The following is a 13944-nucleotide window of genomic DNA, read 5'->3' on the forward strand; positions in this document are numbered from 1 at the left end:
TAGAACAACTGCGGCCGCCGGGAAGGGCAGATGGCTGCTGTGATTCCTGCCACGGGGGCTCCTGTCATGGTTTGCGGCGCCTGCCCGCCGTTATCTTTTGCCGCCGATTTTGGGCACAATCGAGAGCATGACTTCCAGCCCTGCCGTGTCCGCTGCCGGCGTCCTAGCGCCAGACCACCCGCTGTTGGATGGCCGCACCACCGATTCCCCGCTGATCACCGCCTACCGTGGCGGCAAGCCGTCCCGCCGTCCCGTCTGGTTCATGCGGCAGGCCGGCCGTTCCCTGCCGGAGTACATGAAGGTCCGCGAAGGCGTGGCAATGCTGGACTCCTGCCTCCGGCCGGAGTTGGCCTCGGAGATCACCCTCCAGCCCGTGCGGCGCCACGACGTGGACGCTGCCATCTTCTTCTCGGACATCGTTATTCCCCTGAAGCTGGCCGGTGTGGGCGTAGACATCGTCCCCGGCGTTGGCCCGGTGCTGGACAAACCGGTCCGGACAGCTGCTGACGTGGCGGCGCTGCCGCAGCTGACGTGGGAGGCCCTGGAGCCCATCCGCGAAGCCGTCCGCCTCACGGTGGCCCAGCTGGGCAAAACCCCGCTGATCGGCTTTGCCGGCGCGCCGTTCACCCTGGCCGCATACATGGTGGAGGGAAAGCCGTCCCGCGACCACCTGGGCCCGCGGACCATGATGCACGCTGACCCAGAAACCTGGAACGCGCTGGCCAACTGGGCAGCTGACGCTTCCGGCATGTTCCTGCAGGCGCAGCTTGAGGCCGGCGCCTCCGCAGCCCAGCTTTTTGATTCCTGGGCCGGTTCGCTGGGCCTGGCCGACTACGAGAAGTACGTTGCCCCCGCCTCGGCCCGCGCCCTGGACCACGTCCGCCACCACGGTGCCCCCCTCATCCACTTCGGCACCGGCACTTCCGAGCTCCTGGTGGCCATGCATAACGTCGGCGTCGACGTCATGGGCGTGGACTACCGGCTGCCCCTGGACGAAGCCAACCGGCGCCTGGGCGGAAGCGTCCCACTGCAGGGGAACATCGATCCTGCCCTGCTGCCCGCCCCGTGGGAGGTACTGGAAGCCCATGTCCGAGAGGTCATCGCCGCCGGCTCCACAGCCCCGGGCCACGTCCTGAACCTGGGCCATGGCGTGCCGCCCGAGACGGATCCGGCAGTCCTGACCCGCGTGGTTGAACTCATCCACTCCATCGCACCGGAGTAGTCCGGTGGGCACGTTGGCGGCGCAGCCCGGAGCCGCCCTGGTGATCGGTGGCGGCATCTCCGGCCTGCTGGCGGCCAGGGAACTGTCGGCCGCCGGGCACGCCGTCACGGTCCTCGAAGCCGGTGGCAGCTGGGGCGGCTGCATCGGCAGCCACACGCTGGCCGGGCTCACCCTGGACAGCGGCGCCGAATCCTTTGCCACCCGCAGCGACGCGGTGGCCACCCTTGCCGCTGAGCTGGGACTGGCCGGCGAAATTGTGGCACCGCGTCCCGGCGGCGCCTGGGTCCAATTGCCGGATGGTCCCCGCGAGCTGCCTAAAACCGGCGTCCTGGGCATACCCGCCAACCCGTGGGACCCGGAAGTCCGCCGGTCCCTTGGCCTGCTGGGCTCTTTGCGCGCCTCGCTGGACCGTTTCCTGCCGGCCTCGGTGGGCACTTCCACCCCCGTCACCAGCGTGTCCGCCCTGGTCCGGGCGCGGATGGGCGCCCGCGTCCTGGAGCGGATGGTGGCCCCGGTGGTGGGTGGTGTGCATTCGGCAGACCCGGGACTGCTCGACGTCGACATGGTGGCCCCGGGGCTGCGGGCAGGAATCAGGGACCACGGTTCGCTCGCTGCCGCGGTCTCCGCCCAGCGCCGGGCCCGTGCAGGGACTTCCACCGGGTCAGGGGCTGCCAGCGGCAGCGCTCCCGGCCGGCCTGCAAAAGCCGGCTCCGCTGTGGCCGGACTGGCCGGCGGCATGCATACCCTCGTAACCGCGCTGGTAGCTGACCTTCGTGGCCGTGGCGTTGTCCTCCTCCCGAATACCGCAGCCGGCAGCGTCACCAGGAACCCGTCGGGTTGGCAGGTCACCACGCCCGGACAGACTCTTGCCGCAGCCCTCCTGGTGGTGGCTGTGGACGGCCCGGCCGCCGTCGGCCTCCTGGAAAACGCCGTGCCGGCCATTGCGGGCAAGCAGCCCGCGTCCGGCCCGGACGTGAAACTGGTGACCCTGGTGGTGGACGAGGCCGGCCTGGACGCCCGGCCCCGCGGCACGGGCGTGCTGGTGGCGCCAGGCACACCCGGCATCGAGGCCAAGGCACTCACCCACGCCACCGGGAAGTGGGACTGGCTCGATGCAGCGGCTGGCCCCGGCCGGCATGTGCTCCGGCTGTCCTACGGAAAGGTCGATGGCGCCGGCGGGCAGCAGGCGGGCCCGGAAACGGACGGGGACCTCCTGGCAGCTGCCTTGCGCGACGCCCCCGCCCTGTTGGCGCAGGCTGTCGGCCCGGACCACGTGGTGGCCTGGGACGTGGTCCGGTGGCGCGGCGCCCTGCCGTTCGCCGCGGTGGGCCACAAGGCCCGGGTGGCCGACATCCGGGCGGCGTGCACGGCCGCCGGCAACCTGGCCGTGGTGGGTGGCTGGGTGGCGGGCAACGGCCTCGCCGCAGTGGTTTCCGACACACGGGAACAGGCGCGCATCCTCATCAGCTGACCATCGTTGCTGGTCAGCGCCGGGTGTAGCGGAAGGGCGCCGAAAACGCGCGTTGTGGGCCCGGGTCACGGACTTCACCCTGCCCCGAACGGGCGGCTAGGGTCGGTGCCCATGGTTTACAACAGGCCCAGGCCAGCACTGTCCTCGGCCGGTATCCATGGGGGAATCCGGCGGGGCGCGGCAGCTGCGGCCATCGGAACGGTACTGGTCCTTAGCTCCGGAGCCGCGTCGTCATGGGGTGCGGATGCGCCGCCCTCCGCGCCGCAACAGAAATCCCGGCCGGAGGCAACTTTTGCGGCAGCCGAGGAGAAGACCCCGGAGCCCGCGCCGGGGAAATCCACCGCCCCCGCCACCACGCCGGCCTCCACGGCTACTGGGTCCCCCACAACGCCGGCCAGCCCGGCACCGTCGCCCGGATCGCCGTCGGCCGTTCCCGCTGCCACTGCACCGGCCACTGCGGCGCCGGCATCCACCACATCACCCACCGCGGCGACGCCGTCGACCACAACACTGACGCCCACCACTCCGGCCATGCCACCCACCACAGCAACGCCCGACGCCGCAACACCCCATGGCATCCCCGCGGCACCGCAGGCGCCGGCCAGCGAAGCCGCTGCCGCGCCGGGCGGAACGGCACCACAGAATCCGGCGGACAACGGGGGAGCGGCGGCCGCCCCGTCCACTCCGGTACCCGCCCAAACCCCAGCCCCGGGCCCGGCCGCGACGCCGCAGGGCACGGGCATCCCCCGCGTCGGCTCCCAGGGCAGCACGTCGCTGGCGGTCAGCCTGCTGCACGCCGCCAATCCGGAGGCCGCGCCCGGGGCAGATCCAGCGGCCGGCCCGCAGCTGGCGATCGTGGGGCTCGGCGCCGGACTCATCGGCCTGGCCTGCGCTGCGGGCGCCGCGCTGTTCCGGCTCCGACGCCATTAGCCAAGGGCCCCGGGCCAACCCCACCCCGCGCATTGTGTGACATTCAACACTTCTACGCGTTGTAGAAGTTGTGGGTTTCGCCTTGGCGCCCAACAGGGGGCAAACTTGTAACCATGAGCCACACTTCTGCCGAATCTGTCACTAAAACCGAAGAATCAGCCGAGCAGTTCTTTACCCTGTGGACCGTGTTCAAGCGGTCCGGGGAGGTGGTCCGCAGCGCTGACGCCGCGGCCGACTTCGAAGCCCTGCTGGAACGCCTGGGCCAGGCCGGCGTGACCCACCGCGGCAGCTACGACGTTTCCGCCATGCGTGCCGATGCGGACATCATGGTGTGGCTCCACGGCGCCAAGCCCGAAGCCCTGCAGCAGGCCATCCGCGACATCCGCAGGAGCGGCCTCTTCGCCGGCACGGAGATGGTCTGGTCCGCAATGGGTGTGCACCGCGAGGCTGAGTTCGCCAAAAACCACACGCCTGCCTACTCCCGCGGCGTGGCGCCGGCCGAATGGCTGTGCGTCTACCCGTTTGTCCGCTCCTATGAGTGGTACATCCTGCCCGAGGAGGAACGCGGCGGAATGCTGCGCGAACACGGCCTCCTGGGCCGCGAATTCCCGCAGGTCATCTCCAACACCGTGTCCTCCTTCGCCCTCGGTGACTGGGAATGGATCCTGGGCCTGGAAGCCCCGGAACTCGTGGACCTCGTGGACCTGATGCGCCACCTGCGCAACACCGAAGCCCGCAACCACGTCCGCGAAGAGGTCCCGTTCTATACGGGCCGCCGCGTCTCCGCAGCAGAAGTTGCGGAGGTCCTGGCATGAGCGCCAACGGATCCGGCATCAGCACCGCCATCAACCCCGTCACCGAAGCCGGCCGGATGGCGCCCAAGGAATATGACGGCGTCCTGCTTGCCTCCTTCGGCGGCCCCGAGGGCCAGGAGGACGTCATTCCGTTCCTCCGCAACGTGACCCGCGGCCGCGGCATCCCGGATGAGCGCCTCGAAGAGGTCTCCCACCACTACCGCGCCAACGGCGGCATCAGCCCCATCAACCAGCAGAACCGCGAACTCAAGGCGGCCCTCGAGGCCGAGCTTGCTGCCCGCGGCATCAACCTGCCCATCCTCTGGGGCAACCGCAACTGGGATCCCTACATCCCGCAGACCCTGCAGGACGCGTACGACGCCGGCCACCGCCGCCTGCTGATGCTCACCACCAGTGCCTACTCCTGTTACTCCAGCTGCCGCCAGTACCGCGAGGACATCGGCATGGCCCTGACGGAAACCGGCCTGGACGGCCGGCTCGAAGTGGACAAGGTTCGCCAGTACTTCGACCACCCCGGCTTTGTGGAACCGTTCGTCGAAGGCACCGCAGCCGGCCTGGCCGATGTCCGCGCGCAGCTCGCCGCGGCCGGGACACCGGATGCTCCCATCCAGATCCTCTTCGCCACGCACTCCATCCCCACCCGCGACGCCGAAGCGGCCGGCCGGTCGGAAGGCGAGCCCCGCGAATTCGAGGAGGGCTCGGCGTACGTTGCCCAGCACCTTGCCTCCGCCGCCGCCGTCATCCGGCGCGTCGAGGAGGAATCAGGCCTCACCGCTCCTTGGTCGCTGGTGTACCAGTCCCGCTCCGGCGCCCCGCACGTGCCGTGGCTGGAACCTGACATCAACGATGCCATCGAGGAACTCGCCGGCAAGGGCGTCAAGGGCATCGTCATTGTCCCGCTCGGATTCGTCAGTGACCACATGGAAGTTGTGTGGGACCTCGACACCGAGGCCCTGGAGACCTGCGCCAACCTGAGCCTGGCCGCAACCCGGGTACCCACCCCGGGCACCCACCGCACGTTTGTTGCCGGCATGGTGGACCTCATCCTGGAACGGACCGCCGCCAACAACATCAGCGACCGGCCCGCCCTCACCGGACTGGGGCCCTGGTACGACGTCTGCCGTCCCGGCTGCTGCGCCAACTTCCGCGGCGAAAAGCCCACGATCTCCGCAGCCGACACCACTGTAGGCACCGGCCACGACCCTTACCCCGGGACAGCCGCAGCAGGTCCGGCCGGGGGAGCCTCGCAGCAGTGACGGTAAGGATAGGAACGCGCGCCAGCAAACTCGCGCTCACCCAGACGCAGCAGACCGCGGACCAGCTTGCCGCCGTCGGGGGTTTCCCGGTGGAACTGGTGCACATCAGGACCGACGGCGACGTCCTGACCGGGTCGCTGTCGCAGATGGGCGGCACCGGCGTTTTTGTGGCTGCCCTTCGCGACGCCCTGATCCGCAACGAATGCGACGTTGCGGTCCATTCATTGAAGGACCTCCCAACCGGCGCTGCCGTGGGACTGAGCCTCGCGGCAACGCCGCGGCGCGTTGATGTCCGCGACGTGCTGTGCGCACGGGACGGGCTCAAGCTGGCCGACCTGCCTGCCGGCGCAACCGTGGGCACTGGATCGCCCCGGCGCGCCGCGCAGCTCCGCGCCGCCCGGCCCGACCTGGACATCCTGGACATCCGCGGCAACGTGGACACCCGGCTGGGCCGCGTTGCCGGCCTGCCGGGCAACACCACCGCCGAGGTGGTCCCCGGAAAGACCTGTGACCTGGACGCAGTGGTCCTCGCAGCCGCCGGACTGGAGCGGATCGGCCGGCTGGACGCGGTCAGCGAATTCCTCGAAACCGATGTGATGCTGCCCGCCGCCGGCCAGGGCTCCCTGGCCATCGAATGCCGGACAGCGGACGCGCCGCGGAAGGCCGGCAGTACCGAAGGCTCCCAGGCTGTCCTGGCCCAGGCCCTCGCCGCCCTTGACGACCCCGACACCCGGCTGGCCGTCACCGCCGAACGTGCCCTGCTGGCCCGGCTTGAAGCGGGGTGCGCGGCCCCCGTCGGTGCTTACGCCTACCGCAAGGGCAGCATGCTCCACCTCGAAGCTGCTGTCTGTGCAGTGGACGGCACGGCCACCGTCCGGGACAAGCGCGCTACGGACGGACTGACCGAAGTAGGTGCCACCCTCCTGGGAATCGAACTGGCTGAGGCGCTGCTGGCTGCAGGGGCCGCGGACATCGCCGATCTCCAGGCGTCCTGATCCCGCAATGGGACCCACGTCCAGCGAATCCGGAACCGGGCAGCCGCTGCGCGGCACCCAGGTGCTGGTAACCCGCAGTCCCGAACGGTCCACCGGGCTGGTCGCAGCACTGGAGGCGGCAGGAGCCACAGCCCTGGTGCTGCCCCTGATCGACTTTGAACGGGCAGCGGACCAGCACGCCCTTGAGGTGGCCTGCGACGGCCTGGGTGCCGGTGCCTTCGAATGGCTGGTGGTCAGCAGCGCCACCACCGTCCACGTCCTGGTGGCCCAGGCCGTCGACCGTGGGCTATCCCTGGGGGCCTGGCTGCCCGCTGCCACCCTGGTCGCGGCCATCGGGCCGGCCACCCGCAGGATGCTCAAAGCCAACGGGGTCACTGTCACCCTGGTCCCAGCCCGCGAACAGTCCGCCGCCGGGCTCCTTGAAGTCTGGCCCGGCGGAACCGGCCCCGTCCTGCTGCCCCAGGCAGACATCGCCGCTTCCCGGCTGGCGGACGGACTGGCAGCTTCCGGCAGCAACGTCACGGCTGTCACCGCCTACCGGACCGTGGACTTCCCGGCCGCACCGGAGCGCCGCCTGGCCATCGCCGCGGAACCCGGCACCCCACAGCCGCGGCTGGTGTCTGCGGCCACTGCAGCTGCCGGCATGTCTGCGGGCACCATCCACGCCGTTGTGGCGGCCTCACCCAGCGCCGTCCGGCGGCTTGCCGTCCTGTTCCCGCTCCAGGCCTGCCGCCTGATCGCCATCGGGACGTCGACGGCGGACCAGGCTGCGGAGCTCGGCTGGCCCGCCGCGGCAGTGGCTACAGACCCCACACCTGCCGGGCTGGTCGAAGCCCTGACAGGTTCCATTGGACCAGGGCACGAGCCCGGTCTGGCCGCAGCACCGCCCTGACCGGCCCTGGCCACTGCCCCCCAACTTCCAGCACCTGAGACACCGTGAAGGACACAGGACCATGACGTTCCCCAACCACCGCCCCCGCCGCCTGCGCACCACCCCCGCCATGCGGCGGCTGACCGCCGAAACCCGGCTGGCGCCGGCAGAGCTGATCCTGCCAGCCTTCATCCGCGAGGGCCTCACCGAACCCAACCCCATCACGTCCATGCCCGGCGTAGCCCAGCACACCACCGAATCACTCCGACGCGCGGCGGCCCAGGCCGTGGAGCTGGGACTGGGTGGCATTATGCTGTTCGGCATTCCCGAGGTCCGCGACGCCGAGGGAACCGCCTCGCTGGACCCTGACGGCGTCCTCAACAAGGCCATCCGCGACGTCCGCGCCGAAGTCGGCGATGACCTGGTCATCATGAGCGACGTGTGCCTCGACGAATTCACCGACCACGGCCACTGCGGCGTTCTCGACGCCGACGGTTACGTTGACAACGACCGCACCGTGGAGATCTACGCCAGGATGGCCGTAGCCCAGGCCGACGCCGGGGCCCACATGCTCGGTCCCTCCGGCATGATGGACGGCCAGATCGCCGCCATCCGCACTGCCCTTGATGCGGCCGGCCACACCACCACGTCCGTGGTGGCCTACGCCGCCAAATATGCGTCCGCCTTCTACGGCCCGTTCCGCGAAGCCGTCGATTCCCAGCTCAAGGGCGACAGGCGGACCTACCAGATGGACGCCGGCAACCGCACCGAAGCGCTCCGCGAAGTGGAGCTTGACCTCGCCGAAGGCGCCGACATCGTGATGGTTAAACCCGCCATGAGCTACCTGGACATCGTGGCGGACGTCGCGGCCATGAGCCCCGTCCCCGTGGCTGCCTACCAGATCTCCGGCGAGTACGCCATGATCGAAGCGGCCGCCGCCAACGGCTGGATCGACCGGAGGGCAGCCATCACCGAATCCGTCCTTGGCATCCGCCGCGCCGGCGCCAACATGGTGCTCACCTACTGGGCCGCCGAGCTTGCCGGCTGGCTGAAGGAATCCTGATGACTGAGACGCAACACGCCACCGCCGCCGGCCCGGCACCGGCCAGCCCCACTGCACCCGTGGGCGCGAACCGTATCCTCCTGGGCCTGAACACGTTCGGGGACGTTGGCGAGAATCCGGACGGCAGCCCACAACCGCACGCCCAGGCCCTGCGCCAACTGCTGGAACAGGCCGAACTTGCCGACGCCGTCGGTCTTCACTCCTTCGGCGTGGGGGAGCACCACCGGCAGGACTACGCCGTCTCCGCCCCCGAGGTCTTCCTGGCTGCTGCCGCCGCCCGGACGCAGCAGATCCGGCTGGGCTCCGCCGTGACGGTGCTCAGCTCAGATGATCCCATCCGTGTTTTCCAGCGTTTCTCGACGGTGGACGCCATTTCCAACGGCCGCGCTGAAGTGATGCTGGGGCGCGGCTCCTTTGTGGAATCGTTCCCGCTGTTCGGGCTTGACCTTGCCGATTACGAGGTCCTCTTTGAGGAAAAACTGGAGCTGTTCGACAAGGTCAGGGCGCAGAAACCGGTCCACTGGGAAGGCCGCACCCGGCCCGCGCTGCACGGGCTGAGCGTCTACCCGCCGTTGGAGCACCACCTGCTGCCCACCTGGATCGGCGTCGGCGGGACCCCCGAATCCGTGCTCCGCTGCGCCCAGTACGGCTACCCCATCATCTTTGCGATCATCGGCGGCCAGCCCCGGTCCTTCGGCCCGTTGGCGGACCTGTACCGCGAAGCGATGGGCAAGTACGGGCACCCGGCACAGCAGGTTGCCACCCACTCGCCCGGACACGTGGCGGACACCGACGAAGCGGCGAAGGCGGAGTTCTTCCCGCACTGGCTCAAACTCCGGAACAAGCTCGGCGCCGAACGCGGCTGGGGCCCCGCCGGCCGGGGCGAGTTCGAAGCCCTGTGCGCCCCGGAGGGTGCCCTGTACGTCGGGTCACCGGAAACGGTGGCCGGCAAGATCGTCCGGCTCAAGAAGGACCTGGGTGCTGACCGCTTCGACCTGAAGTACAGCAGCGGACCTTTGCCCCACGCCGCGATGCTGCGGTCCATTGAACTGATGGGTACGGCGGTGGCGCCCAGGGTGGCGGAACTGCTGGCCGGCTAACTGAGAGAATAAACCAATGACTTCCAGCAACCTCCGCAACGAGGAACTCTTTGACCGTGCCCGCAAGCTGATGCCCGGCGGGGTCAACTCCCCGGTCCGGGCCTTCGGGTCAGTCGGAGGCACACCGCGCTTTATGGTGTCCGCCAAAGGGCCGTACCTGACGGACGCCGACGGCAAGGAATACGTGGACCTCGTCTGCTCCTGGGGGCCGGCCCTGCTGGGCCACGCCCACCCCGCCGTGCTGGATGCCGTCCACACGGCAGTGGACCGTGGCCTGTCCTTCGGTGCATCCACCCCGGATGAGGCCAACCTCGCCGCCATCGTGCAGGAGCGGGTGCCCGCCGCAGAGCGTGTCCGGATGGTTTCCACCGGCACCGAGGCCACCATGACCGCTGTCCGGCTGGCCCGCGGCTTCACCGGCCGCAACCTGATCATCAAGTTCGCCGGCTGCTACCACGGCCACCTGGACGGGCTCCTTGCCGCCGCCGGCTCCGGCCTGGCCACGCTGGCGCTGCCCGGCTCCGCCGGCGTCACCGCGGCCACCGCCGCTGAAACGCTGGTACTGCCGTACAACGACCTTGCCGCCGTCGAAGCCGCGTTTGCCCTGCATGGGGCCGACATTGCCGCCGTCATCACCGAGGCTGCCCCCGCCAACATGGGTGTGGTCACCCCCGCGGAGGGCTTCAACCTGGGCCTGTCCCGGATCACCCGGGCACACGGCGCGCTGCTGATTGTGGACGAGGTCCTGACCGGCTTCCGCACCGGATACTCGGGCTACTGGGGACTCACCGGCGGCGCCCCGGACGCGGCGGAGCCCTGGACCCCGGACCTGCTCACCTTCGGCAAGGTCATCGGCGGTGGAATGCCGACGGCGGCCCTTGGCGGGCGTGCCGACGTGATGGATTACCTGGCACCCGTGGGCCCGGTGTACCAGGCCGGTACGCTGTCCGGCAATCCCGTGGCCATGGCTGCCGGGGTTGCCACCCTCACCCACGCCACCCGCGACGTGTACTCCTTCATCGACGTCCGGTCCCTGGAACTGTCCTCGGCCGTGTCCAAGGCCCTCGACGCAGCCGGGGTTGACCACTCCATCCAGTTCGCCGGGAACCTGTTCTCGGTGGCGTTCGGCACCTCGGCCAACGGCGTCCACAACTACGCCGACGCCCAGGCCCAGGAAGTCTTCCGGTACGCACCGTTCTTCCACTCCATGCTGGAGTCCGGCGTGTACCTGCCGCCGTCGGTGTTTGAGGCATGGTTCCTGTCAGCCGCGCACGACGACGCTGCCATGAACCGCATCTTCGACGCCCTGCCGGCTGCCGCTGGGGCCGCCGCCGCAGCCCAAGGCTAGTCCCGGCGTCGACCCTTACCCGCGCAAAAAAATCCCCGGTTGCCACCAAGGCAACCGGGGATTTTCCGTTCCAGCGACGGGGCCTAGAGGACGTCCGAAAGGAAGCCTTTGAGCCGGTCCGTCGCGGGGGAGGTGAAGATCTGCTCGGGCGGGCCCGACTCCACCACAACCCCGGCGTCCATGAAGGTCACGGAGTCGGAAACGTTGCGGGAGAAGCCCATCTCGTGGGTCACCACCACCATTGTCATGCCGCCCTTGGCGAGGTCGGTCATCAGCGCCAGGACGCCCTTGACCAGCTCCGGGTCCAGGGCTGAGGTGGCCTCGTCGAAGAACATCACCTCTGGCTTCATGGCCAAAGCGCGGGCGATTGCCACCCGCTGCTGCTGGCCGCCGGACAGGTTGGCTGGCCGTGCATCGGCCTTGTGCTTGAGGCCCACCAGGTCAAGCTGTTCCAGGGCTTCGGCGCGGGCCTGGTCCTTGGACAGCTTGCGGAGCTTCTGCAGCGCCAGCGAAACGTTCTCCACCACTGTTTTGTGCGGGAACAGGTTGAACTGCTGGAACACCATGCCGATGCGCTGCCGGAGCTCGTCCGGATTGTCCTTCAGGACCGAGCGGCCATCCAGAAGGATGTCACCCTGGTCCGGTTCGATGAGGCGGTTCATCACCCGCAGGAGCGTGGACTTGCCGGACCCAGAGGGGCCGATCACCGATGCTGTGGTGCCCTTTTCCACGTGCAGGTCGATGCCACGGAGGACATGGTTGTGCCCGAAGGAGAGGTGCAGGTTCTTGCCGGTCAGGGTGCCGGAAGTAAAGTCCGTCATGCCTGTGCCCCCTTGCCGATAGGTGCTGCCAGCTCGTCCGGTTCACGCTTTTCCGGTTTACCGGTCCGCAGCCTGTTATCGATGTAGTTCACCAGGTGCGTGAGCGGGACGGTCAGGATCAGGTACATCACGCCGGCCGCCACAAGCGGCGACAGGTTGCCCGTGTTGGCCATGGCGTCGTTGCCGATCCGGAAGATTTCCCGGTCGGACGCCGCGAGGCCCAGCATAAACACCAGCGACGAATCCTTCAGCAGTGAGATGAATTGGTTCACCAGCGCCGGCAGGACCCGGCGGATGCCCTGCGGCACCACCACCAGGCGCATGGACCGGCCGTAGCTGAACCCGAGTGCACGGGAAGCCTCCAGCTGCCCCTTTTCCACGCTCTGGATGCCGGAGCGGAAAATTTCGCCGATGTAGGCCGCCGCAATCAGCGTCAGCGCCAGGATACCCAGCGGATACGGGTTGCGGGTGCCGGTGATTTCCCGGGCGATGGGACTCAGGCCGATACCGATCACCAGGATCACCAGGATGGCCGGCAGGCCGCGGAACAGGTCGGTGTAGATGCGCGCCGCCCAGCGGGCGCCGGCGTTGCGCGAAATTCCCATCAGCGCCAGCAGCAGGCCCAGAAGGCATCCGAGGATGCCGGACGCTACGGCCAGAATCAGGGTGTTGGGCAGGCCCACCATCAACAGGGAGGGAATGACCTTGGCCATTTCCTCCCAGTTGAAGAAGGTGTCAGCGAGCTGGTCCAGGAGATCCATGAACGTTGCCGCTCAATCAGCTCTGCGGAACCGTGGCGGCCTTGCTGCCCGGCTTCCAGTCGGTGGGGGTTTCGCGGTCCGGGTACCACTCCTTGGTCAGCTTGGACCAGGTACCGTCGGCGATGACCGCGTCAAGGCCTGAGTTCAGGGCGTCGATGAGCGGCTGGTTATCCTTGGCCACTGCGTAAGCCGTGAAGTTCTGCGTGTTGACCACGGACTCGGCGATGACGGTGCCGTCGCCTTCCTTGACCTGGCCGGTGGCCTGCTGGGAAGGAGCCACCCAGGCATCAACCTGGCCGTTGCGCACGTTGGCGTAGACGGTGGCGTAATCCGGGAAGCGGACCGGTTCCAGCTTCAGGGTGTTGGTGACGTAGTCATCCTGCACTGTGCCCTGGACAACGCCGATGCGCACGTCGTCCTTGAGGTCGGCGAAGCCCTTGATGTCGCCGTCGGTCTTGGCGACCACTGCCATGAAGCCGAAGTCGTAGCCGTTGGTGAAGCCGACGTTCTGGCGACGGGCATCAGTGGTGGAGATCGAGGAGGACCCGACGTCGAACTGCTTGGTGGACACCTGGGAAAGCAGCGCCGAGAAATCGGTGGCAACAAACTCAACCTCAAGGCCCAGCTTGCCGGCAACGGCACGCAGGAGTTCGTTGTCGTAACCCGTGAACTTGCCCGACGGATCGATGAAGATGTTGGGCGGTGCGTCCGAAAGGGTACCCACCTCAAGCTTGCCCTCGGTGTTGAGCCCCAGCTTGGTTTTGTCGATCTTGTCGATCGGGGTGACCTCGGCGGTGGTGTATTTATCCAGCGTCTGCTGGTCGCTGCCGGCGAGGGCGTCCGTGGGGGTTCCGCTCGGCGTGGAGGCTCCCGAGCCGCACGCGGCCAGGGAAACAGCCAGGGCCAGGGCAACAGGAGCAGCGGTGAACCACTTCATTGCTTTGATTCTCATTGGGGATGTCACTTTCATTGAGTCATAAATCAACCGGCCGCGAGGCTGCGCTGGTGGCGCCTGGCATCCGCCCATGCTGATGTGGGCATGAAAGGCAGGGGTGGCCGCAAAACTTTATTGTCTCACCCCCGCCGAACCGACCCGTGAGGTGAATAATAGACGAACGACGGCGGCGAGTCCCGAACGATATTCAGCTTGCAACGGATAACAGTGGCAGGCAGTCCGACGGGATGTGGCCGGACCGAATGACCTGCGGATGATTGTGGCGGTTTTATGAAGCAGGGTTACTGTGACTTGCCTCGCAGCCCCGCGGGTGTCCAGCGGCGGTCAGAACCCGCC

The 13944-nt window shown here is 68.5% G+C and carries 14 protein-coding genes; 10 read left to right on the forward strand and 4 right to left on the reverse strand.

Features of this window, described 5'->3' with window-relative positions; translation table 11 throughout:
• The first annotated feature begins 127 nt into the window (after positions 1–127).
• A complete protein-coding gene (gene hemE, locus ACU18_RS12365) occupies positions 128–1222 on the forward strand; it encodes a uroporphyrinogen decarboxylase (protein WP_050685933.1) in 1095 nt (364 codons plus the stop codon).
• A gap of 4 nt (positions 1223–1226) precedes the next feature.
• Positions 1227–2693 carry a protoporphyrinogen oxidase gene (gene hemG / locus ACU18_RS12370; protein ID WP_050685935.1) on the forward strand — a complete coding sequence of 489 codons (1467 nt, stop codon included), beginning with the start codon at positions 1227–1229 and terminating at the stop codon, positions 2691–2693.
• 116 nt (positions 2694–2809) lie between these two features.
• Here hemG and ACU18_RS12375 read toward each other — a convergent pair whose 3' ends face one another.
• Positions 2810–3226: a hypothetical protein gene (locus tag ACU18_RS12375; RefSeq protein ID WP_050685937.1), complete on the reverse strand. Its 417-nt coding sequence runs from the start codon at positions 3224–3226 to the stop codon at positions 2810–2812.
• Between ACU18_RS12375 and ACU18_RS12380 the strand changes: the two genes are divergently transcribed.
• The 8 genes from ACU18_RS12380 to hemL all read left to right on the forward strand — a co-directional run bounded on the left by ACU18_RS12380 (position 3225) and on the right by hemL (position 11071).
• Positions 3225–3623: a hypothetical protein gene (locus ACU18_RS12380; protein ID WP_050685939.1), complete on the forward strand. Its 399-nt coding sequence runs from the start codon at positions 3225–3227 to the stop codon at positions 3621–3623. The genes ACU18_RS12375 and ACU18_RS12380 overlap by 2 nt on opposite strands.
• A 113-nt stretch (positions 3624–3736) precedes the next feature.
• Positions 3737–4438 carry a hydrogen peroxide-dependent heme synthase gene (hemQ, locus tag ACU18_RS12385; RefSeq protein WP_050685941.1) on the forward strand — a complete coding sequence of 234 codons (702 nt, stop codon included), beginning with the start codon at positions 3737–3739 and terminating at the stop codon, positions 4436–4438.
• Positions 4435–5694 carry a ferrochelatase gene (locus ACU18_RS12390; protein ID WP_050685942.1) on the forward strand — a complete coding sequence of 420 codons (1260 nt, stop codon included), beginning with the start codon at positions 4435–4437 and terminating at the stop codon, positions 5692–5694. The genes hemQ and ACU18_RS12390 overlap by 4 nt, the downstream gene beginning before the upstream one ends.
• Complete coding sequence (gene hemC / locus ACU18_RS12395) at positions 5691–6689, forward strand: hydroxymethylbilane synthase (protein ID WP_050685944.1); 999 nt, start codon at positions 5691–5693, stop codon at positions 6687–6689. The genes ACU18_RS12390 and hemC overlap by 4 nt, the downstream gene beginning before the upstream one ends.
• 7 nt (positions 6690–6696) lie before the next feature.
• Entirely contained in the window at positions 6697–7581 is an 885-nt protein-coding gene (locus tag ACU18_RS12400) for a uroporphyrinogen-III synthase (protein WP_050685946.1), read from the forward strand.
• A gap of 61 nt (positions 7582–7642) precedes the next feature.
• A complete protein-coding gene (gene hemB / locus ACU18_RS12405) occupies positions 7643–8623 on the forward strand; it encodes a porphobilinogen synthase (protein ID WP_050685948.1) in 981 nt (326 codons plus the stop codon).
• Complete coding sequence (locus ACU18_RS12410) at positions 8623–9723, forward strand: LLM class flavin-dependent oxidoreductase (RefSeq protein WP_050685950.1); 1101 nt, start codon at positions 8623–8625, stop codon at positions 9721–9723. The genes hemB and ACU18_RS12410 overlap by 1 nt, the downstream gene beginning before the upstream one ends.
• Positions 9724–9739: 16 nt before the next feature.
• Positions 9740–11071, forward strand: a complete 1332-nt coding sequence (hemL, locus tag ACU18_RS12415; RefSeq protein WP_050685952.1) for a glutamate-1-semialdehyde 2,1-aminomutase — start codon at positions 9740–9742, stop codon at positions 11069–11071.
• An 83-nt stretch (positions 11072–11154) separates the two neighbouring features.
• Here the strand turns inward: hemL and ACU18_RS12420 are convergent, their stop codons facing one another.
• From ACU18_RS12420 to ACU18_RS12430, 3 genes are read right to left on the reverse strand one after another with little or no spacing between them, the layout of a single operon-like run.
• On the reverse strand, positions 11155–11892 hold the full coding sequence (locus ACU18_RS12420) for an amino acid ABC transporter ATP-binding protein (RefSeq protein WP_050685953.1): 738 nt from the start codon (positions 11890–11892) through the stop codon (positions 11155–11157).
• A complete protein-coding gene (locus ACU18_RS12425; protein WP_050685954.1) occupies positions 11889–12653 on the reverse strand; it encodes an amino acid ABC transporter permease in 765 nt (254 codons plus the stop codon). Before ACU18_RS12425 ends, ACU18_RS12420 begins: the two co-directional genes overlap by 4 nt.
• Before the next feature lie 16 nt (positions 12654–12669).
• Entirely contained in the window at positions 12670–13605 is a 936-nt protein-coding gene (locus ACU18_RS12430; RefSeq protein WP_050685955.1) for an ABC transporter substrate-binding protein, read from the reverse strand.
• Positions 13606–13944: the final 339 nt, after the last annotated feature.

The organism is Arthrobacter sp. ZBG10, assembly GCF_001238605.1.
In the GTDB taxonomy this organism is placed as follows: domain Bacteria; phylum Actinomycetota; class Actinomycetes; order Actinomycetales; family Micrococcaceae; genus Arthrobacter.